This is a genomic window from Algoriphagus sp. Y33 (genome assembly GCF_014838715.1).
GTDB lineage: Bacteria > Bacteroidota > Bacteroidia > Cytophagales > Cyclobacteriaceae > Algoriphagus.
The window spans coordinates 2,555,018-2,581,205 of sequence record NZ_CP061947.1 but is presented as its reverse complement, the minus strand read 5'-3'; the positions used below and the strand labels follow the sequence as shown (position 1 = coordinate 2,581,205).

Here is a 26,188-nt window from a genome sequence, read left to right as displayed (position 1 = left end):
ATAAATTAAAGGGATCTTATATCGACTGAATCCTTGGTTATTGGTATATTCACTTCCCTTCCAATATCTTTCGGATCGCTTCATTCATCTGCATCATCGTCTCCATCATTTTCATCATTACCTCAGTTTGCTTTGCATCGGTAGCTTTATAAATACTGTTTGTTTGGATTGCAATATTGTTTGATCCTGTGATCGCCTCAACATAATTTCCTGGTTGTACAGAGATTAACTGGAGTGGATCAATCTTAAAAAATTCAGAAACCTTTTGAACCATATCCACTGTAATCTTGCTCTCTCCTCTTTCGTATTTGGTATAAGTAGCTTCTTTAATTCCAAGATAATCAGCTACCTCTAAGGCTTTGGTATCGGTCAATTTGCGGAACATATAGAAATTCTTGCCGATTTTTTTATTCTCCAATACGGTGAAATCTGGTTCTTCTTCTTCTCTCATAATGAAATTATTTATTCAAAAATACGGCTTTTAAGCCTATTAGATGCCGATTATTATGAATAGTAGTGTTAAACTACTATTCATAGAGTTTATACTACCGAATTTATTCTTTTTTGATGAAACATCTAGGTAAAATTGTCTAAGAATCATTTGAAATGGGACATTCTGAGACAATTTCTGCCTTTTTTCTTTCTTCTTCTCATTTTCTGATAGAAGGTGGAAGCTCCTGTGTCCATTTTGAATATTTGGTTCTGGCTGTACAGTTTGGAAGTATGCAATCAATCTATGATCGCCTGTATCCCCTGAAGCCCAAGAATCCGATCTGAGGATGGGATTACTTTTAAGACCGATTAAGGGGAGGTGCACATCCCTGAGCAGATCGGTTACTACATACGCACGTCAGCAAGCTCAGAATAGCCGGTAGAGCTGACACATTACATCTTATTATTCATTAGTGCTGGTTGCTCGGTTGGAGCAAGGTGGGATTACTATGTCTGGTTTAGAGCCAAGAAGCAAGAGTCAAGAGTCAAGAAGCTAGAGTCGAGAGTCAAGAAGCTAGAGACAAGACTTGGTAATATGCACGTCATTGCGCCTGTCCGCCGAAGGAGGGAGGAAAGACACACGACGATAGGAGAGTGGCTTGACAAAGCAATCTCATGGAGATTAGTACTTCGCTTTTGGGATTGCTTCGTCCTTCGTCCTCGCAATGACGGTGCTTACATCGGACATCCTACTTCGGTCTCCCGTCTTCGGTCTTCCAGCATTACAAACATCAAAAGCATGAAATGCCTGAAGCAGGATAGCTATGTCTAATTCTATCTCATTTGAAGGCATTCCATGAGGCCATTAAAAAACAATTAAATCACTCATGAAAAAATTAATACTCATCTGCTTACTGGGATACCTATGGGTACCCACAAGCACACTCCCAGCACAAGTTGCTGATTCACCCGGGGCGGATTTTCTTCATAGGTCGGGCTTGCCTGCCGTAAAGCAGGTGCCTGATGAATTACCACTCGACACAGTGGTAGGCCCCATCGTCTCCCCTGAACAAGGAGACACCCATCGGGGCGGGGAAACCCGCTCCGATACTTTGCCGGAGAATAGCGGTTTGGTTGATCACCCCGGTTTACCTGCCGAAGATCAAACAGCAGATTTGGCTGTACTTGATACAAAGGCAGGCACCCAAGGGCAGGAGAGCGAAAGCTCTTCTGCTGAGGTGGGGGGATTCTTTACACTGAAGGGAGAGATTAGCGCCCATCCATCAGCTACATTGGATTTGGTTTACGAACTTATCCAGCGAGAACTAGATCCCTACTACCAGCTGATGGAGGTCCAAAAGGATAGCATATCCCTACAAAAAGGAAGCTTCTATGCAGGTACTTCAAGAAAACAGACATTTCTGCTTAGGCTTCCCATGAACGAGCCTTTTGCCCGCTTCAATCTCTACGATAATGAGGTTCCATTACTGCAGAACATCTGGGTACAGCCTGGAGATTCTTTGATCGTCCACTGGAATCCTTCAAAGCAACAACTCCATTTTTCTGGACCATCGGCATTCCATGTCCGGGTGCAGCGTCAATTGAAGGAAGTAGCTATGGGGGAGAACGTAGGACGCAATCCGGCGATGATTATCCCAAATGCAGCTGTGATGCTCAATACAGAGGAAAAGAAAACCGAATACAATGCCGTTATGGAGAGTTATGCCCCCGCTTGGAACCGAAAGCTGGAATTGCTTGAAACAGAAACAAAGCGAATAGCACGGGCGGAAAGACTGTTCTCCTCGGTGATTTCCCATCCGGTCTTTGTGGAATTAGACCGCTATAAGGATGTGCTCGACGCACCACTACATCAGTGGCTGAAGACCTATTGGACCGGGGTCTTACAGAACTCTGCTTTGAAGTTTGTCAAAGCTTGCCGTCCCAAAGATCAGGATTGGGCGGAAATTATTATCGATCATGGACTTGATATTTCCGGGCTTTTCCCTGAAGGCTTATCGGGTGTGCTTCCCTTTGAATTTGCTGAAAGTCTCTTAATGGAAAACATGCTGTTGGAATCTTTGACGCCGGTTTCATTTCTACACTTGACAGCATCCATTCCCAGTCCTCTCCGTGACCAGGTCAACTCTCTTTACCTGATTAGGGAGCATAAGGATCTCCCAAATGCAGATTCCCTTTTTTCCGGTGTGCTGTCCGAATCCCGGGTTTTGTGGATCGGCACTCAACTGGAAGCAATTCAGAAAACCACCCTGAAAGGAAGTGATTTTTCACCCCACGGGTTCGTAGGGACATCCGGAACCAGAGTCTTTCCGGAGGAATGGAAAGGGAAAGTAGTTCTTATAGACTATTGGCTGAGTGGATGTGGAGCGTGTCTGGGTTTTGCAGAAGATACTTTCCTGCCGCTTATGCGTGAATTTGAATCTGAGGAGGATCTATTGTTTGTGACGATATCGGGAGACAGCAACGAGGAGCGCTGGAAGAGGAGCCTAGTCAGCGGTAAATATACTACTCCGCAGAGTATCAATCTCTTTTCTGGAGGATCTTCCCACCCCTCCCTCCGTCAAACACTCATCCGTGCCTTTCCTACGCAATTGCTTATCGACAGCGAGGGAAAGATACTTCAGGCAGGAGACTTTCCTAAAACCCTTGAAGGTTGGATCCGGCTCATCCAAAGTTATCTACCCAAAGAATCCAGTCAGAAAATAGTTGGGAGCAGCGACGTAACCCTTTTAGGTTCCTCTACTAATACTCTTTTAAAATGAACAAGAAACTATATGCAAGAACAGCCAAGCTGAAGGTGTTGTTCCTGATGCTAATCTATATTCAGATCCACCCGGTATCTGCTAGGCAGGACAGCCTTCAGGTAGTGCATGGACAGGTTTTTGAAGCTGAAACGGAGATTCCGCTAGCCGGGGCTTTGATTTTGCTCAACGAAATAGGGAGCTCCCAAGTGACGGATAAAGATGGGCGGTTCTCATTTTACCTGACGCAGGGGACGTACAGGATGACCATTAGCTTCATTGGCTTCCAGACGTCCGATAGGACGATAGAAGTCCCACAGCCCGACCTCCTTAGAATACTGATGGAAGCAGATGAAATGGCTCTTGGCGAGGTGGAAGTACTCTCAACGGGCTATCAGGAGATACCCAAAGAAAGGGCTACAGGTTCATTTGTACATATAGACAGGGAGCTGATAGACCGCCGGGTCAGTACCAATATTCTGGAAAGGATAGAAGATGTTTCCTCGGGGCTTATTTTCAACAGAAATTCATCCTCCACCGAGCCCATCAGTATCAGGGGGAGGAGCACGCTGTTTGGCAATACACAGCCGCTGATCGTGGTGGACAATCTTCCATATGAGGGTAGTATTGACAATATCAACCCCAATGACGTAGAATCCATCACGGTATTGAAGGATGCCGCCGCAGCCTCTATCTGGGGAGCCCAGGCAGGAAATGGGGTCATAGTTATCAATACAAAATCAGGAAGTTATAACCAACCACTTAAGGTGGCATTCCAGTCGAATCTGACTATAGTGGAAAAGCCTGATCTGTTCTATGCCCCACAGATGGAAATCGCCGGTTTCATCGCACAGGAAAAGCGGTTGTTTGAGTCTGGTTATTATAATTCAAGAATTAACTCCCTGGCAAGAACACCCTTGTCCCCGGTGGTGGAAACACTTTTGGCAGCAAGGGAAGGTAAAATGAGCCAGCAAGAGGCGGATATCTTATTGGCACAATACGGAATCCGGGATAGCAGGAGGGATTTGACAGAAATCTACTACCGTCCTGCGGTACAGCAGCAATATGCATTTCAGGTAAACGGAGGTGGTGAAGCTTATCTGTTCAATTTCTCGGGAGGATATGACCATAACCTATCCGGTCAGATTGGGACCCACGATGATAGGGTAACCCTGAATGCAAAACAGAACTGGAAGCTGGCTAAGGGCAAGATGGAAATTTCCACAGGGTTCTATCTGAGTAGGGCAGCGCATTTTTCAGATACAGGTATACCGAGTCCAGGTCCTTATGAATCACTTGTGGATGGTCAAGGAAATGCATTGTCAATAGTGGCAGGATTAAATACTAGATTTGTTGAAAGTACTCAGGATGCCGGGCTATTGGACTGGCGATCATTTCCGGTCAATGAAATAGGGAAAAGGAATGACCGGACGGTTTCCATGGACACCCGAATCAATCTGGGGGTTAAATATTCCCTGCTGAAAGGTTTGGATGCGCAAGTTCGGTACCAATATTGGACAAATAATACCGAAATCCGGAACATAGAGACAGAGGAGTTGTTTTTGGTACGCCACCAGATCAACAGCTATACACAGGTGACTGAAGATGGTGACCTTTCCTATGCTGTTCCCCGCGGCAGCCGTTTTACGAATACAAATGCTTCCGGCTATAGTCATAATGTAAGAACGTCCCTTTCCTATTCGCTGGATCAAGGACCACATCAGTTGACCTCACTCGCGGGATGGGAATTAAGGGATCACAGCAGTATTTCAGATCGGATGGGGTATTATGGGTACGATGATGCTACGGGTTTGAGTACGCCGGTGGATTTCATCACCCGTTTCCCGCAATACCAGAATCCTGGCAGCAGCCCTGTTATTCCTTATCAGGGAGTACATACAGGAGTAATTGATCGCTACCTTTCTTATTTTGGAAATGCAGGGTATACGTTCCGGGGGAAATACCTGCTAACAGCAAGTGCAAGAAAAGACATGTCCAATCTCTTTGGGGTAGAGAGCAATCAAAAAGGTGTTCCATTGTGGAGTTTGGGTGCAGGTTGGATAGTTAGTGAGGAGAATTTTTATGGATTGGATTGGATGCCCTTTTTAAAACTCAGGATGAGTTATGGGTACAATGGAAATGTGGATAAAAATACCACAGCCTATACCACCATCCGATATGATAATTTCCATAGTCTTATCCCCGGTCTCAGATATGCATACATATCTAATCCTCCCAATCCTGATCTTCGGTGGGAAAAAATACGAATACTCAATTTTGCATTTGATTTCGAGACAAAATCTGGGAGAATTGGCGGGATTCTGGAATATTACACTAAAAACGGACAGGATTTAATAGGGGAAACAGAAGTTCCCGGCTCCAATGGTCTGTACCAATTTAGAGGCAATTTTTCTAACACAACCACGCGGGGATTTGACCTCACCTTTAATACAGTCAATGTGGATAGGGCTCTAAGATGGAGCAGCCAGTTTTTGCTAAGCGGATGGAAGGACAAAGTGACAGAATTTGCAGGCTCCCGTTCTATCACACAGATTCTGGGAGCCAATTCTTCAAATCTCGTACCTGTGGAGGGAAATCCTCTGCATTCTGTGTATTCTCTTCCATGGGCAGGGCTGGATCCATTGAATGGAAATCCCCTGGGTTATTTGGATGGGGAGGTATCTGATGAGTATTCCCGGATTATTGGAGCCTCCACTCTGGAAAACATCAATTATCACGGATCGGCGAGGCCAACTGTTTTCGGATCTGTCCGGAATACGTTTGGGTGGAAAGGGTGGAGCTTCTCTTTTAATGTGACTTATAGGTTAGGATATTTTTTTAGAAGGTCTTCAGTGGATTATACCTCGCTTTCAAGGGGAGAGATCACTCATTCTGACTATTCAGAGAGGTGGGTGGAGCCAGGAGACGAGATGTTTACCCAGATACCTTCCCGTCCTGAAAACCTGGATACCCAACGCCATAATTTCTTCAGACTGTCTGAATCACTCATAGAAAGAGGAGATCATATCAGACTACAGGATATACGTTTGGGGTATAAATGGAGTAGGGCAGACAAGCCTAAGTTGCCTCTCAGGAATATAGAAGCATTCACATACCTCAATAACCTCGGGGTGCTATGGAAATTAACAGATATACCGCTGGATCCTGATTTCAGATCTGCCAAACCGTTAACCAGCATTTCATTTGGACTTCGGGCAAACTTCTAACCATTAAAATCATGAAATCGAGTGTGATCCCGTAACCACAGGATCACACGCAGCGATGATTATCCACCTTGCGAGATTCCATAACCTATCCCGGCTATTCGGGGTGGCCACTGAAAAACAAATTATAAACAGATGAAATCGACACGATTAAAATCATCATTAAAACACACAGGGCATTGTTTTAATCGTCAAAGATTCCATATGGCCTTTACAAGACAAATTATAAACAGATGAAACATAAAATATACTTATTGTTGCTTGCTTGGGTATTGGCCTCGTGTGAGGGATTTCTTGACGAAAAACCATCCACGGCAATAGATACCCCCAATACACTTGAATCTTTACAGGCTATGTTGGACTATAGCAGTATGAATAACTCCCCTGGAATGGCAATGATGCTTTCCGATGAATATTTTTCAGATTACGGAGGCTTTCTATCATTTGATCCATGGCACCAGAATCTATATATATGGAAATCAGAGCCGTTTGAACTGGATGATATGATCTTTGATTGGAGAAATCTCTACCATCAAATCCAGGTTGCCAACATTGTTTTGGAAAAACTCAATGAAATGGAAGAGGATACACCCATAGGGAATTCGATTAAAGGAGCTGCTTTATTCTATCGTGCAAACGCCTACTTTAATCTCTATACGCTCTTTTTAGATGGGCCAAATTTGGAAGATGTAGGACTGGATTTGAAAATACCATTTAAGATTTCAAGTAAACTTTCATTAAAACCGGAATTGGCGGGGAAAGACCAAATTAAAAAGTTAATCCGGGAGGATGTTGAACAGGCAGATGTATTATTGCCCCTGAAAACCCAATATTTGACCCGTCCTTCTAAAATGGCGGCCAAAGCATTAAAGGCAAGGATTTATCTTGATTGGGAAGACTATGACTTGGCATGGAAGGCCTCTGCTGAAGTCATGGAAGTTGGTATGGAATTGATCGACTATAATGATCTGGATCCAAACAGAGTTTTTCCGTTTACTATATTTAATCAAGAAGTGATATGGCACAGCCAAATAAGCGGGGCTGGCTATTTGAATTCCCAATCTGCATTTCAAGTAGACTCCGCTCTTTATTCAATGTATCCGGACAATGACCTTAGGAGAGATGTTTTTTTTGTAAAACGGCCGGCCGGTTTTATTAACTTTAAAGGTAGTTATACTGGAGGAGCTTCACTTTTCTCGGGTCTGGCTCTTAATGAAATTTACTTGATCTACGCAGAATGTCTGGAGAGAAAGGGTATGGTTGAAAATGCTTCTTTTGTGCTGAATGAATTGCTTGCAGCGAGGTATGAGCGTGCTTCTGACAGTATCAATAGCATGGAGAACGGCTTGCAGTTTATTCTCGATGAACGAAGAAAAGAACTGGTCTTTAGAGGTAGACGATGGGGGGATTTGAGAAGAATCAATGCAGACGAAAGATTTAGAACCACTTTAAAAAGAGTTGTGGTAGATGAAGAGTACTTGCTCCATCCTGATTCAGAAAAATATGCATTGCCTATTCCCGCAAGAGAGTTGAATTTTTATTGATTGGAAGCAGTGCAGCCGGATTCCGGCTGCACTGCTTGGTTACTTATTTACTGAAGCTGGAATTTCTCCGTCGCTGGCCCGGCAGGAAAGGCCATATCTTCCTGAGTATATAGGCAGACTTCATTTCCGTCTATACACTCATAAGCTACAGGATCTCCAGGATCATTCACCCAGATCCAGCTATCTCCTTCATCTAAAGTTGCGTATCGGGGATCATCCCCCTGTGGCTGGGTAAATGCAAAAGCGGCTACCACAGCAAGCGAAAATACACCTCCGCGTAGGAGGTTAATTGTTGTAAGTTTCATAAATTGTATTGGTTAAATTAATAATTAATCTCCGGTCGCTTTGGTGCATCTGTCTGACTCGGATCCAGACAGATCTTCCTTCCGAGAGGGGCGGCCGGATGTTTATGCCCCCTGCTGTTGTCCGGCAACCACCTGGTGGCTTCACGGACCGTGTTTTTTTTCTTCTTCAATAAAAAGCTGCTCCCATCGCATTCGTTGGGCTGCATTTGCCTTGGCGTTATAGTGATAACCTTTGAGGTTTGCCAAACCTCGAAGGTTTTTATGTTACTGTTAATCGTTTCCCCGCCTCCCAGAGGGCAGACATCCTCCTGCACTATCTCCTGTTTCCAGATGATAATTCTGCGCAGGAGGCAATGGCCTTATTTCCTTATTAAACCTAGGGTTGAAACCCTAGGCTACAAATCTGCCACCCCTATGGGGTTGGTTCTTGCTACAAGGCTTTGGAGATCATTCAATCTAAATTCTCTCCCTTCACTACAGGTTAACCTTTAACCCTTAATCTTCTAACCTTTAACCTATCACCCGCCATCTTAGCTTTCATGATTCCAATAACCAATTACAGCTATCCCCAAAAACACCAGATTAAACACCAGATGCTCCCCCCAGCCCAGACTAGCTAGTACTCCGCCACAAGAGCAGGGGACACGTTCCGTAAATCCCAGCCAGATATAGCCAACATAACCTGTAAACACGAGCATCAGCACTGAACTGAGAATAAAGCCAAGTTTCCGCCAGTGTGGGATAAGCAGTAGTACAGCGACTGATAATTCCCCTAAAGGCAATCCATATAACAACAATTCTGTTATCCAGCCGGGAAACCCCTGATTATACATCGCAAACCTAGTTTCTCCCCAATCATACACCTTACTCACCGCCGTATAGGCAAAGAGAAAGGCCAGAAGCCAGGCGGCTCCTTCGGCCAGAACTGGGACAAGTGGTGATGGATTGGCTTTCATTTTTTTATCGTTTGTATAGTGTATTCTATCGTGTGGCCTAGGACCTGGATTAAGTTCCCACCCCAGATTTTAATCCCGAGCGCTTGCAATTCGGGCGGGAAGCATGCTTAGAATTTGATTGCCGTATTGTTTGAATTGCTAAAGAAATTTAGATACACATTATCAAATTGTTACCGGTCATTTGACCGGTTAGAAAAATTTTTCCTTTAAAATTGGTCAAATGACCTTTTTTCGATAAAAAACTTTGTTTTCCCATCGACTTTCACTTGGATAACTAAAAAACATAACATTATATTAACCATGTGATTTTAGCATAAGTAGGATTTTTCCTTCGTTTTTTCACATCATTTTGATCTATTGTTTTACCAACCAATGATGATATGGATATTGAGTACAGAGAACAGCTAACTACTTTTTTGAAAGAAGTAACAGGTATTTCGGATGAGTTTTTGTCTATAACACTTCGTAGGATAAATCAAAAAAGAATAAAGAAAGGAACTATACTTAAAGAGGCCGGCACAATGGATAGTTTATCCCGTTTCTTATGTGAAGGCACGATTGGACTTTATATAGATAAAGAGGAAGAACCCCAGCTAGAACATGTGTTTGGTACTGCTGATATCGTACGTGAGTATCATTCTTATTATGACAGGGTGATAAGCCCATACTACCTGAAAGCCATGTCGGATGCGGTAGTACTACAAATAGAGCGTGACTTAAGTGATATTGGAATTTACGGTACTTCAGAGTTTTTTCAGGTGGATAACGCACTGTATAATTACATACTACAGCGTAGAACTGCAGTGACCGCTATCAGAGCATTGGGATTGCAAGAGGGGGGTGAGCAATTGGATATTTTGCTTCCGGGAGCTTTTGGCCATTTCAAATTAAGAGACTTAACCACTTTTTTTAATCGCAGCATCAGCACGGTGTCCCGCTGGAAAAGAAAGAACAAGTTTAACAGATCATGATCCCTTTTATACTACCCGTGTCGCTCAATATACATACTCGCAGTGCCGAAGCTGCTGCGATTGACTGGGGATGGGATTTTGGTATAGTAGATGACGAGCCCGTCCTAAAAAGGGACAAAATCCTCTGGTTTGCAGGCTATGCACTACCGGGACTGGACAAGCTCCAATTGGAGCTTGTTACCAAGTTTTTCTTCTGTCTTTATTCTCTGGATGACTTGCTGCAGGAGTGTGTATTTGAGGAAGCCATGGAGTTCTTCCATAGATGGGAGGAGAATTCGTATTACCGGGATCTTGACAGTCCCTTCAGTTCTGTATGGTATGCCTTGGATAATGTCATGGAAACTATGGACAAACTCAGCGATCGGCCATGGCTGGGCACCCTTCGGGTCTATCTGGGCGATTACCTACAGGCTAGACGTTGGGAATATTACAATATCAAGAAGGGAATTATCCCGGACATGGATGTATTCACCGTACAGCATGTCTACGGTTCCGGTATATACCTGGCCATCCACTTTCTCAAACTTCATTTTCCTGCAGAGGAATATCCTATCGAATGGGCAGAGCAACGCATAGCGAGAATACTATGCCTCTCCACAGATTTAAAAGCATTTGAGTTTCACAGGAAAACCCAAAGTAGCCAGAATGAACTGGTGCTTCTCCGGATTCATACAGGGATCTCTGACGCACAAGCTTGCAGACACGCGGTCAATCTCATTACCATGATGCTTGACAGCTTACTGGATAGGATGGAAAGCACCAGGCAGGAAGCTGACCCCCGGGCAGCATGGGTAGATCAGTTACTGCTGCTATTGGGGGGATGTATGTATTGGTCCGAAGAAGATGCACTTCGGTATGGAACTACGATAAACGGAATAAATAAGACCTAAATGAGAATTCTGATGCTAATCAAACGATGTGTAATCTATGCGAAGGATGTTCAGCGGATCACCGGCCGAAGTGAGCGCTACAGCCATGAAGTACTGCGTAAAATCCGGGAACATTTTGAAAAGGGTGAAAAACAATTTGTGACCGTGGCGGAATTTTCCGCATTTTCCGGAATACCGGAAGAAAAGCTAAGAGAATATTTATTCTAAAAGGTCCTGCCTTTATTCAATCAATAGTATTCTCCCAATCATAGTAAAGGAGAAGAAAGTGATACCGGTAGTCATAGGTGTACTTTCTCCCTTGATTCTCCCTTAATCCTCCCTTGTAGTTCCCTTGATTCTCCCTGTGATCTAGGGAGGTTTTAGGGAGCAGAATGGGAGTAGCAACAAAACATCTACGGGACTGTCGAAAACATTCACATACTATCAACTTAACTAACTGCTACAATGGGGAAAGTAACGGATTCACTTCTAAGCGGAATCACCGGAAAGGTCGGCAATCTTGTTTTATACAAACAGAAGGGTAAGACTTTTATAAAGCAAAAGGCTACAAGGTCTGCTGAATATAAACCCTCTAAGTTACAGCTTTACTCAAACAGAGCCTTTGTGGAGGTACAGCAGTTTCTGCTTCCCATTGAATCTGTTTTGGCCATAGGCTATGAGCGATTTACCTCGGGAGGGAAAAGAGGCATACACCTGGCAATGTCTTGGGCATTGAAGCACGCGGTGGAAAATGTAGATGGGATGCCACGGCTCTATCCTGAAAAAGTCAAAGTATGCGCCGGAGACCTGGATCTATCCTCAGAGCTGGGTCTGATGCAGGAGGAAGAAGGAACCTATTCCATCTCTTGGATTGCCGAAGAACTGGGAAGGGCACGGCATTCAGATCTTTGCTGGGTGTTGATTTATCATCCACTTAGCAAGAGATACCAATTGATAGATGAGGGGGTATATAGAAAAAGAGGTCTGCTGCAGTTTACCTTAAACCCGAATATTAATTCAGTCGGAGCATATGTGTACGTTTCTTTTTATAGACTGAAAAAGAATAAAACCAGAATGTTTTCTGATTCAATTTGTCTGGGTAAGCTGGAATAATAGATAGCGCTTTTTTATCTCAACTTATAGAAAAGTACTCTGCCCCCATTTGTTTTTGATGAAGTTCAATCCCGGTTATTCCGGGATTTTTTTTGGCTCTATATCATCAATTAAACTGCTAAATCCTGAAGGTATAGCAGATTGCGTACTAGACTGCACATTCAATTGAAAGCCAGTATGGTATGAGTCAATTTGGGTTCATGTTTAACCTAAACCCCATATACATATGGCAAAACAAACAGGAGTAATTACACTGAACGGGAAGGTGGGAAGACTGTCTTTCTACAAGACCCAAGACGGGTATCTGGCCCGTGAGAAAGGGGGAGTGAGCAAAAACCGCATCATGAACGATGCACGCTTTGCCCGCACCCGTGAGAACCTGAAGGAGTTCGCAGACAATGCCTCCTCGGCCAAGCTCTTCCGTGATGCGCTGCGTCCGGTGATCGCCAAGATCGGAGACCGCAGGCTGAACCTGAGAATCACGCAGGTGATGATGAAAGTCCTTCAGTCCGATCTGGTAAACAACCGCGGCGAACGCATGGTGCGGGCGGGTGACTGGAACCTGATGGGAGATATGGAGCTGAATGCGTCAAGTTCCCTGGGCAGCACGCTCTTTCTGGAAATCGGATACACGGATTCCCCTGCATCCTGGGGGGTAAGCATCCCGGCATTTGTGCCCCGGGACTTTGTGGCGTTGCCGAAGGGAGCCACCCATCTGCGGATCACTGCCACGGGAGTGGGACTGGATTTCGCCACGGGGGGAAGATCCGTGCAGACCGTGGTATCCGGTCTGCTGCCGGTGATCGATCCCGCAGCGGCAATCAGCCTGTCAGTGGACAAGGCATTGCTTCCGGGTACACACAGAGCCTTTGTGCTGAGTGTGGAATTCATCCAGACGGTAAACGGCAGCGAGTACTCCATCAACAACGGAGCACACAACGCCGCCAAGATCGTGGGACTGGAACAGGTCTAGGATGAGACTGGTACTTCACCGCAGGTACAAAGCAACAATTACCCTTGGGAGATTATTTCTCGGGCAGAAGCAGCTTTGCTTTACCCGTGAGCCTCCCAAGGCCTGCTTTGGAAAAGAGATCACTTGTCTGGAGGAAGGAGTCTATGAACTGGAACACAGCCTCGGTCTGTGTCTTCACAGACCGAAAAGTAACCTGAAGGAAGGCGTGTATGAGCTTGAACCTATCCATTCGGAGGAAAAAGGCTGGGAAATCGGCATTGGAGGCAGGGGCAAAATAGCTTCCTATCCCTGGGGCCGCCCGCTTGAATCCGATGCTATATATCCCGTGACAGGCTATGGCTCGGACGGCAAACCCGTCTTTACCAAACTGGCTTTTCTCAAATTGCTGGGAAGGCTGGAGCGGGAATGGGAGCGGGGGGAAGTGGTAGAGCTTCAGATCGTTTCGGAAGAAATCCCTTACCTGTTGGAATCATGTCTGGAGCGGAGCTGCTGCTGAGTTTGGCCGGGGCGGTGACCATGCTGCTGCTGTCGGTGATCGCGTACTTCCTAAAACTCCTTATTCAGGATCTCAGGCAGCTGGGTACAGACCTTGTCAGGCTGAAAGAATCCGTGGTCAGGCTGGAAGCAGAGCAGGGGTTGATGAAGACGATGATGCAGCGGGGGCGCAGCCCGCCGAAGGATAGAGGAGACTAAAGGCCGACAGCCACTTCCTTCTTCTGTCTTTTTACGTCATTGCGAGAAGGCCACAGGCCGACGCGGCAATCCCGAGGAAGGATCACGCAAGAGGATTGCTTCGTTCCCGATGAATCGGGACAGGCTGTACCTCCTCGCACGTGTCCCGAGTAATTCGGGAATGACGGTACTCACATCCGTCTTCCGTCTCCATAACGTTTTACGTCATTGCGAGAAGGCCACAGGCCGACGCGGCAATCCCGAACAAGCATCACACAACGGGACTGCTTCGTTCTTCTGTCTCCATAACCTTTAACCTTTAAAACTTTAACCATTACCAAAATGAACATACTCACAGAAATAACAACCCGGGCGACCTCGCCCACACCGCCATTCTTCCGGAAGCTGAAGAAGGCGGGATTGCTCATTACCGCAGTGGGAACCGCCGTGCTAACGGCACCCGGCGTTGTGCCGGCGGTACTGCTGACCTATGCAGGTTATGTGGTGACTGCGGGTACGGTACTGATCAGCATCTCCCAGTTGGCCGTCGATGACAGTCCCGGGGAATTGCAGCTGAATTAAAGGGCTAGCTTAAAGTAGATTTATCGTGTCTTTAAAGCCGGAGGGATATTCTCTCCGGTTTTTTATGGTTGGGGTTTTGGGTTTTTAACCGCAAAAGAAAACAATAGTCTTATAGTTCCTTCCAAACTAGAGCTAGCTGTTCGTGACTCTACTGGTCCAAGTCAGGAGAACCAACATATCTGGTCCAAGTCTCCTGACCTGGACCTAAATCAATGCAGTCTTCAGACTGCTCTTCCCAACTAACTTAAGCCGTTCGTGACGACACGAACGGCGGCGAGATGCTTACTTTAGCTTCCGTATCTACTACCTTCACAAGACAGCTCAGATTTAACAGCTATGTTTAGTGTTTTGGGGTGCCCTTAGGATATGCGGTTTTTGGGGGACAAGCCGTCGAAAATTCTTTCGGTGAAAGAATTTAGGCTTGGGCCAGGCTGTAGGGTGGGGAAGCCGTGAAGAAATCGAGCGTGGATGAATCATTATCTTCTGGAATAATTATCATCTTGCGAGATTCTATAACCTGTCCCGATTAATCGGGGTGGTCCTAAAAAAACAATTATAAACGTATGAAAATTGGCTAGCTCGCGACTTTGGAGCGAGATCCGCCTATTTTTAGGCAGCGAGAAGTCTCAAAAATCAAATCGGTCATCAACCGTTAAAATTCCATGATTTTTTAACCGATTTGAAGCATAGCCTCGGGCAGGACAGTCAGTGGAGAAATCTTTCAGTGAAAGATTTTAGGACTGGGCCAGGCAGTGGGTTGGCTTTTCCCTTGATACTTTTGGCCTCAAAAGTATCGAAGAAAAATACATTAACGCCATCGAAACAGGTCAATAGGGAAGTCAAGCCAGACTTTCCATTGACCAATATGATTTAAGTGCTACTCTTAGGACTACACGCTCGTTTCCCAAACAAGCCAAATCTACAAAATCCCCCGAGCCCCCTTTGACAAGGATCGTTTTCTATGACAATATAGGTGCTGAAGGGGGAGTTGCGCTCGTTTCCGGACTGCTGGTCAGAATTAGTATTGCCGTTCGTGACGACACGAACGGCAGCATAGTGCTTACTTGAGCTTTCGCCTCTACTGCCTACACAAGACAGCCCAGATTCAGCACCTTGGTTTAGTGTGTGGGGATGCCCTTGGGAGCCTGCCCCGAGAAACGAAGCGATTCGGGAATATGTGGTTTTTGGGGGACAAGCCGTCGAAAATTCTTTCGGTGAAAGAATTTAGGCTTGGGCCAGGCTGTAGGGTGGGGAAGCCGTGAAGAAATCGAGCGTGGATGAATCATTATCTTCTGGAATAATTATCATCTTGCGAGATTCTATAACCTGTCCCGACTAATCGGGGTGGTCCTAAAAAAACAATTATAAACGTATGAAAATTGGCTAGCTCGCGACTTTGGAGCGAGATCCGCCTATTTTTAGGCAGCGAGAAGTTCCAAAAATCAAATCGGTCATCAATCTTTTGAATTTCTTGATTTTTTAACCGATTTGAAACATAGCCTCGGGCGAGGAGTTTTGGATACTTTTGCTCTTCAAAAGTATCGAAGAAAAATACATTAACGCCATCGAAACAGGTCAATAGGGCAGTTAAGCTAGACTTTCCATTGACCTATATGAACTTAGCACTACTCCTCGGGCTACACCCTCTTTTCCGAAACAAGCCAAATCTACAAAATCCCCCTTGCCCCCTTTGACAAGGATAGTTTTCTATGACAATATAGGTGCTGGAGGGGGAGTTGCGCTCGTTTCCGGACTGCTGGTCAGAATTAGTATTGCCGTTCGTGACGACACGAACGGCAGCATAGTGCTTACTTGAGCTTTCGCCTCTACTGCCTACACAAGACAGCCCAGATTCAGCACCTTGGTTTAGTGTGTGGGGATGCCCTTGGGAGCCTGTCCCGAGAAACGAAGCGATTCGGGAATATGTGGTTTTTGGGGGACAAGCCGTCGAAAATTCTTTCGGTGAAAGAATTTAGGCTTGGGCCAGGCTGTAGGGTGGGGAAGCCGTGAAGAAATCGAGCGTGGATGAATCATTATCTTCTGGAATAATTATCATCTTGCGAGATTCTATAACCTGTCCCGACTAATCGGGGTGGTCCTAAAAAAACAATTATAAACGTATGAAAATTGGCTAGCTCGCGACTTTGGAGCGAGATCCGCCTATTTTTAGGCAGCGAGAAGTCTCAAAAATCAAATCGGTCATCAATCTTTTGAATTTCTTGATTTTTTAACCGATTTGAAACATAGCCTCGGGCGAGGAGTTTTGGATACTTTTGCTCTTCAAAAGTATCGAAGAAAAATACATTAACGCCATCGAAACAGGTCAATAGGGAAGTCAAGCCAGACTTTCCGTTGACCTATATGAACTTAGCGCTGATCCTCGGACTACGCACTCTTTTCCAAAACAAGCCACATCTACAAAATCCCCCTTGCCCCCTTTGACAAGGATCGTTTTCTATGACAATATAGGTACTGAAGGGGGAGTTGCGCTCGTTTCCGGACTTCTGACAGAATTAGTATTGCCGTTCGTCACGACACGAACGGCAGCATAGTGCTTACTTGAGCTTTCGCCTCTACTGCCTACACAAGAGAATTCATGTTTTTAGCACCTTGGTTTATTTTTAACGGCTTGGGCCAGCGTGCAGGGGAGGAAGCGTCTTGACTTTTGCCTGCCCACAACCTGGCCTCTCGCTCCTCCCTGCATTCTGGCTCTTCGCTAGATTAGTCCACTGGACTAATCATTTACGCTCAGCCCTACCGGACATTTTATTCACGCTCGATCCCCATTGCGTCAAGGCAAAAGGACGAAGAGAAAACACCTCAACTTTATCGATATTGGCCAATAGAGGAGTTGAAGCTGGATTTTCATTGACCTGTATGAACTTAGCGCTGATCCTCGGACTACGCACTCTTTTCCAAAACAAGCCACATCTACAAAATCCCCCATGCCCCCTTTGACAAGGATCGTTTTCTATGACAATATAGGTGCTGAAGGGGGAGTGGCGCTCGTATCCCCATAAAATGGAGTACTGGCACTAGTAAGAAATATATTGTTTAGGACGCGATGGGATGCCAAAAAATCCTGTCTCCGGGGAGGTACTTTTGAAATGGAATCAGTAGCGCTGTCCAATCATAATCTATTCTTAACACCAAATAGTGCTTGGCGCGCTGCTTCCTCATGTAACTTTACTACAAATAACTATGCATGAAAGCGATACTAAACGAACAGGTGCTCCTCCGCAAAATCCAAGAGGAGGACGATGATGCTTCCTTCAAGCTGCTCTTTGATTCGTACTGGGATTTGCTTTTTCTTCATGCTCTCAAAAAAACCAAATCCCGGGATTTGGCTATGGACTTGGCCCAGGAGACGTTTATCAATTTCTGGAAATACAGAAAGCGCATTGGCGAAATACAAAATCTACAAAGCTACCTGATTACCATGCTTAAGTATCAGTTTTTTAAATGGATAGATCAAGAGAAAATAATTTTTGATGAGATGGATTCTTCACAGCTTAATACTTCCCACACCGACATAATTGACGGTTTTAAGATTATGGAATTCAATGAACTCTATACTTTTTTAATGGATAAGATAGATGAGTTGCCAGTAAGAAGCCAACAGATTTTTATCCAGAATAGATTTGAAAATAAGACTGTAAAAGAATTGGCCGAAACCTACTGTATAGCGGAGTCCACCGTCAGAAATCATCTAAGTCAGGCCAGTTCAAAACTCCATGCCCAGCTAGAAAATAAGTTGTTGGCCCTGGCCTTCCTCACTTTGGTCTCTGCTTAGCACGGTTATCGTTTTGTTACCAAACAGAATTTTTTATTCATGATTCAATAATGGATTTTGACTAGATGAAAGCAGTGGATCAGGTCTCTTAAGTAGGAAGAGACAGTATATGAATTCACAACAAATTAAAGTCCTGTTAAGGAAGCTTTTTAGTAAAAAAGAGTACAGTTCCCCGCTTGAGGAATTGAATCAATGGTACAACTCTCTAGACGGGGAAGTAACCCAACCTATAAACAGCAAACAGCTTAAATCACAGGCTTGGGAAAAGATCCATGGTGAGATTCATGCTTTCAAAGTAAAGAATAGCAATGAGAAGAAGGTAGTTTTTGGTAACTGGATATGGAGGGCGGCCATCCTTTTTATAATATGTGGAGCTGGCTATGGGCTTTTTACTCAACTGCCTAAGTCTACAGAGAAAGCAAAACCGGCGGCTGGAGTATATGCCAATGACATCGGAAACGTATCTGCTTTTCTGCTACCTGATGGTAGTAAAGTATGGCTAAGTACAGGCTCTAAACTGGAATATGCCGAAGACTTTCCTGCTAATCGTAGGGTCAATTTATCAGGAGAAGCTTTTTTTGAAGTCATCCGCAATCCTAAATCACCTTTTATGATTATGACCGGGGACGTAGCCACAGAAGTCCTGGGTACATCCTTTAACCTCAAATCTTACAACCAATCCAGCGTAGAACTATCTGTTTATTCAGGAAGGGTGAAATTTTATAATCAGCACTCCATTCCGGATTCTGCCATTTTGCTTAAGGGTGAAAAAATCAGCTGGACAGCTCAGGCAGGTCTCAGTGAGACGGAACTATTTGACATGGCCGAGCTTCCCGGTTGGAGACTTGGCAAAATCAGCTTTGATAATGCGGATATTGAAGTGATCCTTTCCACTTTGAAAATATGGTATGATGTAACTGTCGAAGTAGAGGGGAATGCGGTAAACTGTCATTATAGTGGAGAATTTCGACAGGCAAGTCTGGAGCAAATTCTGGAAACCCTCAGCTACGCGCTAAACCTAACCTATAAAATAAATGATGCCCATGTGACAATCCATGTAAATCCCTGCGAATAAAAAATCCGGTGATTTCAGAAATCACCGGATCAAAGATCGAATGAATTAACTGACTTGATGGTGTACAATTTTGGCGATGCGGCACCTCCAAGTCTCAACCTTTATTTAGTTATCAAAATTATGAAAAAAAAATTACTACAACTCATGTGGGATACATCTAAGTGCCTCATGGTAGTCTTCACGATGACTTATTGCTTCAGTGGTCTGGCTTTGGCCAATAGCTCACATGCGCAACATCTTAATCTGACACAAATTACAATCCAGTCAAATAATACCTCAGTTCTGGACTTCTTTCATCTGGTGGAAAAACAATCTGAATTTAGGTTCCACTTCAATCCTGAAGTGGTACACAACAAACAAATTGCCCTTTCCGGAAATGCAGACCTGGAAACCTTGCTTTATGAAGTGGCAGCCCAGACAAGACTTAGGTTTAAGCAGGTCAATGAATCAATAGCTGTAAAGCCAACCGATAGGAAGTCCCAAGAAGCGATAGAAGTGAAAATCAAAATCTCAGGAAGGATTTTGGATGAAGAGACCCAAGAGCCTATAATGGGAGCAAGCGTTTTTATCTCCGAAACCGGCCAAGGCGCCATTGCTGATCCGGATGGCAACTGGTCTCTGGAAATCGATGAATCCCTCTTAGGCAAGGAAATCAAGGCTTCAGCCTTGGGCTATAATCCCGAAGTACTAACTATCCGTGAAGGTGAAATGACTTTTTTACTGATTCCGCAGGAGTTGGCAGAAGTAGTAGTGGTAGGTTATGGTCAGCAACGGAAGGCCAACCTGACCGGAGCCGTGGATCAAGTGGACTCTGAAGTCTTTGAAAACAGACCTATTTCAAATATTGCCCAAGGATTGGTAGGAGCTATACCTAACCTGAACATCAGAATGCTGGATGGGAAACCAACCCAATCTCCCTCCTTCAATGTGCGTGGCACTACTTCCATCGGCCAGCAGGGAAGTGCCTTGGTATTGATAGATGGGGTAGAGGGTGATCCTAAAATGCTCAATCCCAATGATATTGCCAGTGTGACAGTATTGAAAGATGCCGCTTCTGCTTCTATTTACGGTGCCAGAGCAGCATTTGGGGTGGTCTTGATTACAACCAAATCGGCAACTGCGGGGAAAACTACCGTTACCTATTCGTCTAATTTTTCATCGAGATCACCGACTGCAATCCCGGACAATATTACTGAATCTTATCCTTGGGCAAAGGGATTCAGCGATGCATGGTCAAATTGGAATGACAACGGAAATACGCCTACAGCAATCAATAAAACGTTGCCGTTCTCTCCTGCCTACCTGGAGGAGATTAAAAGAAGATGGGAAGACCCTTCCTTACCAAGAGTGGAGGTCAATCCATCTACGGGCGAATATGAATACTACTACAGTACAGACTGGTACAGGGAATTGTATAAAGACAACTTTTTCGCCCAAGACCATAACCTGGCTTTGACCGGAGGGGACAAAAAAACAACCTATTATGTAAGTGGCCGCTACAATGGTCAGGACGGACTATTCCGGTACAATACGGATACCTATGCGATGTATAATCTTCGGGCAAAGGGGACGATTCAGCTTACGCCATGGCTGCAGGTAGAAAACAACACAGATTTTTCCCGCATGTCTTACCATCAGCCTCTAAATGTGGGAGAGGGCAGTGGTATATGGCGAAATATGGCGGATGAAGGCCACCCCCTTGCACCTTTGCTGAATCCTGACGGTTCCTTGTCCTTTCCTGCCGCTTATACGGTAGGGGACTATTACATCGGAAGAAATGCAGTGGACAACGTGCAGCGATTCCTGAAAAACAGATTTGCAGCCAAGGCCGAACTATTTGATAAGAAGGTGACCCTGAACGGAAACTTTACCTTCCAGACTAATGACAACAGCAGCTTTCAAAAGCGGGTGCAGGTGCCATACAGTAGATATGAAGGGGTGACAGGCTACACCGGTACCAATACCAACGATCTCCAAGACCGTAGAAATACCACGCAGTACTACGCCACTAATATTTATGCCAATTACCTGAATACATTTAAAAACGCCCATAATCTCGGGGTATTGCTAGGTTTTAATTACGAGAGATCGGTTTATGAAAATTTGACCACCAGACGAAACGGAATCGTATTCCCGGATGCTGAAGACCTCAATCTGGCTTTGGGGCAAAGTGTCTTTACTGAGGGAGGTCACGAGAAATGGGCGATTGCAGGTACTTTTTTCCGGGTGAACTATGACTATATGGGACGTTATCTATTGGAAGTTAACGGACGTTATGATGGATCTTCCAAATTTCCCACAGACCAGCAATGGGCATATTTCCCTTCAGGTTCAGTAGGTTGGGCCATATCTGAGGAGCAGTTCTGGAAAGTGAAACCTAGTGTTTTGACTAGCCTAAAGATCCGCGCTTCCTATGGTTCTTTGGGCAATGGTAACATCGACCCTTACTCCTTCACGGAGAATTTTTCGATTACCCAAATGGATAGAATTATCAACGGGCAGCGACCCCAAGCTACCGAGATGCCCGGTGTAGTTCCTCAGGGTCTTACCTGGGAAACCTCTACTACTGCAGACATCGGGTTGGATTTTGCCAGCGTAAACAATAAGCTGCAATTTACTGCAGACTGGTACCGTCGATGGACTACGGATATGTTTACAGTAGGCCCTACCTTGCCTGCGATTTACGGTACCACCGTACCAAAAGGGAACTATGCAGATCTGGAGACCACAGGTTGGGAAGCTACGGTGACCTGGAATGATGATTTCATACTGGCAGAGAAGCCATTCAATTATACGGTCAGACTAGCCATGTCTGATTACAAGGCATATATTACCAAATACAACAATCCGGATAAGAACCTAACCGATTACTACGAAGGTCAAAGAATTGGGGAAATCTGGGGGTATCAAGTGGAAGGATTGTTCCGCTCCGAAGAGGAGATCCTCAATTCACCGTCTCAGTCAAATATCCGCAATACCAATACCCGAAAAAACTATGTGGGGGATTTGAAATTCAAAAATCTGGATGGAGATGAGATCATTCATCATGGATCGAATCGGGTAGGGGATTCCGGGGATAAATCCGTCATCGGTAACTCAGAACCACGCTACACCTATGGGATTAACTTAAATGCTGAGTGGAACGGATTCTTTATAGGAGCCTTCTTCCAGGGTGTGTTGAAGCAGGACTGGTATCCGTCTGGCGAATCCCGTTTCTGGGGACAGTATAACCGTCCATACAATCAGTACCCTAGCTGGCATGAAGATAATATGTTCAGGGAAGAACTTGGAAACTTTGATGCATACTTGCCGCGATTGGTAGGGTATGTAGCGCTAGGCGACGACAGGGCTCTAAGTACTCCAAATGACCGGTATATGCAGAATGTTGCTTATATCCGTTTGAGAAACATACAGTTAGGGTATACATTACCGCAGCATTTGACATCAAAAATCAAAGCAAATGATGTAAAGATTTACCTTTCTGCCGAAAATCTCTGGACTTGGTCCTCCCTGTATAAGTGGACTAAGGATACCGATGTGACCAGTATCTATGGATCCGACCGGGACCTAAGTGGAGGGACTAGCGGTGATGGATATAACTATCCTATGCTAAAGGCTATTTCAGCAGGACTTACAGTAAACTTCTAATTCGAACAATCATGAAAACATTTCATTATATAGTATTATTCCTTTCACTGGCAGTAGCCACTTCCTGCAATTTGGATGAATCTCCGGTGGATACTGCCACCAATCAGGCAATATTTGGTTCTGCCAGCGGACTGGAACTTTACAGCAATTCCTTTTATGATGATATTTTACCCGGCACTGATGTGGGGGTATTTCAAGGCGATGACGTTTCTGACCTTGTAGCCAGAAATGGAGTGGATACTTACCTGGCAGTGAATGCGCTTAGTCCGGTGACTAGTTCGGAATGGGAGTGGGAAGACTTGCGAAATATCAATTATTTTATCGAAAATGCAGAAACCAGCCCGGTTGCTGAAAAGAACCATTACATTGGGATGGCCAGATTCTTTAGAGCCCTGTTTTATTTCGATAAGGTGAAGCGTTTCGGGGATGTTCCATGGATTGACCAAACTATAGAGATCACAGATAGTGTGACCCTTTACGGCCCCAGGGATGACAGGTTCATGGTTATGGATAAAGTGTTGGAAGACTTAGACTATGCGATCGAAAATATCACCTTGACTTCTGATGCATCTTCCACCAGGATTACCAAAAACGTAGCTAGAGCGTATAAGACCCGGATTGCGCTATTTGAAGCATCCTTTAGAAAATACCATACCGAATATGGCATGCAGGGCTCTGCCGATGCATGGTATGAGGAAGTGGTGAATACTGCCAATGAAATCACCGGCTTTGCCCTACATCGGGGAGCTCAGGACGACCGGTCCTACAGGGAGATTTTCATATCCAAAGCTCCGTTTGCCGATGAGACCATTTTGGCTGTGGCTTTGGATGCTAGCTTTCAGGTATTTAGTTCGGCTAATCGACGTTTCATCAGCCCGACTTATGGCAACAGGCCTAGTCTGACCCGTAATTTTGTCAATACCTATCTGAATCTGGACGGTACCCCATTTACGGATAATCCCGAATACAAGACTACGCCATTTGTAGAAGAAGTAAAGAATAGGGATCTGCGTCTGAAGCAAACGGTTCGTCTGGGAGATTACCGTCGAACCGAAAATGGTGTACCTGTAGTAGCTCCACCAAACTTCAACCAGACATTTACCGGTTATCAGCCCATCAAGTGGTGTTATGATGAGCGTTTTCCCTATGATGACGAGAGCCGAAATGATAATGCCCATATAATCATGAGATATGCTGAAGTCTTATTGAACAAGGCAGAAGCACTGGCGGAATTAGGGACGATGACTCCAGGGTACTGGACTGAGACCATTGGAGCACTTCGTGCCCGCGCCGGGATCACAGGTTCTACATTGACCACTCTTCCTGCCGAAGCTGATCCTTATTTAGTCGAATACTACAAGGGTAAATTTACCGATCCTGTTCTTTTGGAAGTATTGAGAGAAAGAGCCGTGGAATTGGTGTTTGAAGGGCTTCGTCCGGATGATCTAAGGAGATGGCATATCGGTGAACTATTTGCGGATTCTCCTATGAATGGGATGTATGTTCCGGCTTTGGGAGAATATGACCTCAATGGAGATGGGACTATGGATGTGCTGTTCTATCAAGGTGAAAAACCCGGGTCTTCTAATCCTGCCATCGCCTTTGTAGATGTAAGTCCATCTACTGCTGCAGGAAGGCTCCAGCTTTCTAATGGCACTTCAGGTGAAGTGCTCTTCAATCCGGGAGTCAGGGAATGGCTGGATAAGAAATACCTGTATCCTATTCCTGAAACCGATATCATCCGAAACCCGGCGCTAGGACAGAATCCCGGTTGGTAATAAAAACTAATACTAGTAAATTCAACTAATCTCCGTAATTCTTCCTCAAGAAAGAATTACGGAGTGATAAATTCCTTACCTAATGAAAATTCATATAATAATAGCCTTTTTAGCTTTGCTGTCTGTTTCGGCCTTTGGTCAGAAAAATCCCGAAATTAAGGTAGCTAGTTACAATCTCAGGATGGATACTCCCAGAGATAGCATGAATGCCTGGCCTCACCGGAAAGAAAATGTGAAGGCTCTGATCCAATACCATGATTTTGATATCATAGGTACACAGGAAGGATTTATCCATCAGCTCAATGATCTGCTAGGGATGCCGGGTTTCGCTTTTGTAGGAGCAGGGCGTGATGATGGCAAGACTGCAGGGGAACATTCTGCGATATTTTATAAAACAGATAGGTTTGAATTGCTTGATTCAGGGAATTTCTGGTTAAGTGAGACCCCGGATAAACCGGGATTGGGTTGGGATGCTACCTGCTGTAATAGAATTGCTTCCTGGGCTCTTTTGAAAGACAGAAAATCCAAGAAGGAGTTTTACGTATTCAATGCGCATTTTGATCATCAAGGCGTGATAGCAAGAAAGGAATCAGGAAAACTTATGATTCGGAAAATCAAGGAAATTGCCAAAAACAAGCCTGTAATCTGTACCGGGGATTTCAATTCCACTCCTGATACGGAGCAGATGATAGCATTGTCAGCTTTCTTAAATGATGCTTACACCATTACTGAAATGCCGCCTTACGGACCAGTGGGTACGACTAATGCTTTTCGGTTTACTGCACCGATGAAAAACCGTATAGATTATGTGTTTGTAAGTGAGCATTTTAAAGTGTTAAAATATGCGGTCCTAACAGATGCAAGAGAACAAAGGTACCCTTCTGACCATCTTCCTGTGGTAGCTGCTGTGCAATTTGCTAAGTAGGTGATCCAAGTTAGAGAAAGCCATCAGGGATTCCTTGATGGCTTTTTTCTGTCGTAGGAATATGTACTCTGGATTCCATGCCTGACAGGAGTGTTGTCTCGATTTTCAGCAGGCCCTAGTTTATGCGTTGAGGAGGGTGCGTCCGTTTCCGGACTGCCGGACAGAATTGGTATTGCCGTTCGTGATGACACGAACGGCGGCGGTAGAATTGGTATTAGCCGTCCGTGACGATACGAAAGGCGGCATAGGCTGCAGTTCTTACTTGGGCGTTCGTCTACTACCCGGATCAGTGACAACGCGGACCGCGGCAGTGATTTATGACGGTACATACTTTGGCGAGGTGATGTTTACTTGACCTTTTGTTACTACTTCTATAGAGAGGACAATACGAATTAGTACATGGGTTTATTGGAAGACCGTAATCCTGCAGATAAAAGGAGAAACCTCAATCAAAAGTATCAAAGATAGACCCAAGTCTATTGACCTGTACTTACTGAGGCGCTTTTTTAAGCTTCCGGCTTGATTCACTATTTTATCAGGAGTGTAAAAGAATGATTAGGAGTCAATTA

General features: G+C 44.9%; 22 protein-coding genes. 18 read left to right on the top strand and 4 right to left on the bottom strand.

Features of this window, described 5'->3' with window-relative positions; genetic code table 11:
* Window positions 1-49: 49 nt before the first annotated feature.
* Window positions 50-451: a helix-turn-helix domain-containing protein gene (locus ID165_RS10475; RefSeq protein WP_192350319.1), complete on the bottom strand. Its 402-nt coding sequence runs from the start codon at window positions 449-451 to the stop codon at window positions 50-52.
* A 663-nt stretch (window positions 452-1,114) separates the two neighbouring features.
* Window positions 1,115-1,285 (bottom strand): hypothetical protein, encoded by a 171-nt coding sequence (locus ID165_RS10470; protein WP_192350317.1) that lies wholly within the window; start codon window positions 1,283-1,285, stop codon window positions 1,115-1,117.
* Window positions 1,286-1,319: 34 nt separating this feature from the next.
* On the opposite strand from ID165_RS10470, the gene ID165_RS10465 reads away from it, so the two are divergent.
* The 3 genes from ID165_RS10465 to ID165_RS10455 all read left to right on the top strand — a co-directional run bounded on the left by ID165_RS10465 (window position 1,320) and on the right by ID165_RS10455 (window position 7,959).
* Window positions 1,320-3,212 carry a hypothetical protein gene (locus tag ID165_RS10465; protein WP_192350315.1) on the top strand — a complete coding sequence of 631 codons (1,893 nt, stop codon included), beginning with the start codon at window positions 1,320-1,322 and terminating at the stop codon, window positions 3,210-3,212.
* Window positions 3,209-6,418, top strand: a complete 3,210-nt coding sequence (locus tag ID165_RS10460; protein WP_192350313.1) for a SusC/RagA family TonB-linked outer membrane protein — start codon at window positions 3,209-3,211, stop codon at window positions 6,416-6,418. Before ID165_RS10465 ends, ID165_RS10460 begins: the two co-directional genes overlap by 4 nt.
* Window positions 6,419-6,648: 230 nt before the next feature.
* Window positions 6,649-7,959, top strand: coding sequence for a RagB/SusD family nutrient uptake outer membrane protein (locus ID165_RS10455; protein WP_192350311.1), 1,311 nt, complete (start codon window positions 6,649-6,651; stop codon window positions 7,957-7,959).
* A 47-nt stretch (window positions 7,960-8,006) separates the two neighbouring features.
* Here ID165_RS10455 and ID165_RS10450 read toward each other — a convergent pair whose 3' ends face one another.
* Together ID165_RS10450 and ID165_RS10445 are read right to left on the bottom strand one after the other, a co-directional pair.
* Complete coding sequence (locus ID165_RS10450; RefSeq protein WP_192350309.1) at window positions 8,007-8,264, bottom strand: hypothetical protein; 258 nt, start codon at window positions 8,262-8,264, stop codon at window positions 8,007-8,009.
* A 530-nt stretch (window positions 8,265-8,794) separates the two neighbouring features.
* On the bottom strand, window positions 8,795-9,220 hold the full coding sequence (locus ID165_RS10445; RefSeq protein WP_192350307.1) for a MauE/DoxX family redox-associated membrane protein: 426 nt from the start codon (window positions 9,218-9,220) through the stop codon (window positions 8,795-8,797).
* A 380-nt stretch (window positions 9,221-9,600) separates the two neighbouring features.
* Here ID165_RS10445 and ID165_RS10440 point away from each other — a divergent pair, with 380 nt between their 5' ends.
* The 15 genes from ID165_RS10440 to ID165_RS10380 all read left to right on the top strand — a co-directional run bounded on the left by ID165_RS10440 (window position 9,601) and on the right by ID165_RS10380 (window position 25,619).
* Window positions 9,601-10,191: a hypothetical protein gene (locus tag ID165_RS10440; RefSeq protein WP_192350305.1), complete on the top strand. Its 591-nt coding sequence runs from the start codon at window positions 9,601-9,603 to the stop codon at window positions 10,189-10,191.
* Window positions 10,188-11,081: a hypothetical protein gene (locus tag ID165_RS10435; protein WP_192350303.1), complete on the top strand. Its 894-nt coding sequence runs from the start codon at window positions 10,188-10,190 to the stop codon at window positions 11,079-11,081. Before ID165_RS10440 ends, ID165_RS10435 begins: the two co-directional genes overlap by 4 nt.
* A complete protein-coding gene (locus ID165_RS10430; protein ID WP_225587066.1) occupies window positions 11,082-11,288 on the top strand; it encodes a hypothetical protein in 207 nt (68 codons plus the stop codon).
* 237 nt (window positions 11,289-11,525) lie between these two features.
* On the top strand, window positions 11,526-12,173 hold the full coding sequence (locus tag ID165_RS10425; RefSeq protein ID WP_192350301.1) for a DUF6266 family protein: 648 nt from the start codon (window positions 11,526-11,528) through the stop codon (window positions 12,171-12,173).
* Window positions 12,174-12,399: 226 nt separating this feature from the next.
* Window positions 12,400-13,146 carry a hypothetical protein gene (locus ID165_RS10420; RefSeq protein WP_192350299.1) on the top strand — a complete coding sequence of 249 codons (747 nt, stop codon included), beginning with the start codon at window positions 12,400-12,402 and terminating at the stop codon, window positions 13,144-13,146.
* Between the two features lies 1 nt (window position 13,147).
* Window positions 13,148-13,642, top strand: a complete 495-nt coding sequence (locus ID165_RS10415; RefSeq protein WP_192350297.1) for a hypothetical protein — start codon at window positions 13,148-13,150, stop codon at window positions 13,640-13,642.
* Window positions 13,618-13,839, top strand: a complete 222-nt coding sequence (locus ID165_RS10410; protein WP_192350295.1) for a hypothetical protein — start codon at window positions 13,618-13,620, stop codon at window positions 13,837-13,839. The genes ID165_RS10415 and ID165_RS10410 overlap by 25 nt, the downstream gene beginning before the upstream one ends.
* Before the next feature lie 321 nt (window positions 13,840-14,160).
* Window positions 14,161-14,400, top strand: a complete 240-nt coding sequence (locus tag ID165_RS10405) for a hypothetical protein (RefSeq protein WP_192350293.1) — start codon at window positions 14,161-14,163, stop codon at window positions 14,398-14,400.
* Between the two features lie 942 nt (window positions 14,401-15,342).
* Window positions 15,343-15,468, top strand: a complete 126-nt coding sequence (locus ID165_RS26920; protein WP_255505192.1) for a hypothetical protein — start codon at window positions 15,343-15,345, stop codon at window positions 15,466-15,468.
* 622 nt (window positions 15,469-16,090) lie between these two features.
* Window positions 16,091-16,216: a hypothetical protein gene (locus ID165_RS26915; protein WP_255505191.1), complete on the top strand. Its 126-nt coding sequence runs from the start codon at window positions 16,091-16,093 to the stop codon at window positions 16,214-16,216.
* A gap of 1,389 nt (window positions 16,217-17,605) precedes the next feature.
* Entirely contained in the window at window positions 17,606-18,193 is a 588-nt protein-coding gene (locus ID165_RS10400) for an RNA polymerase sigma factor (protein ID WP_192350291.1), read from the top strand.
* Between the two features lie 109 nt (window positions 18,194-18,302).
* A complete protein-coding gene (locus ID165_RS10395; protein ID WP_192350289.1) occupies window positions 18,303-19,268 on the top strand; it encodes a FecR family protein in 966 nt (321 codons plus the stop codon).
* A 120-nt stretch (window positions 19,269-19,388) separates the two neighbouring features.
* A complete protein-coding gene (locus ID165_RS10390) occupies window positions 19,389-22,916 on the top strand; it encodes a TonB-dependent receptor (RefSeq protein ID WP_225587065.1) in 3,528 nt (1,175 codons plus the stop codon).
* Between the two features lie 11 nt (window positions 22,917-22,927).
* The gene (locus tag ID165_RS10385; RefSeq protein WP_192350287.1) at window positions 22,928-24,694 is read left to right on the top strand and encodes a RagB/SusD family nutrient uptake outer membrane protein; all 1,767 of its coding nucleotides are present in this window, start codon (window positions 22,928-22,930) and stop codon (window positions 24,692-24,694) included.
* 82 nt (window positions 24,695-24,776) lie between these two features.
* On the top strand, window positions 24,777-25,619 hold the full coding sequence (locus ID165_RS10380; RefSeq protein WP_192350285.1) for an endonuclease/exonuclease/phosphatase family protein: 843 nt from the start codon (window positions 24,777-24,779) through the stop codon (window positions 25,617-25,619).
* Window positions 25,620-26,188: the final 569 nt, after the last annotated feature.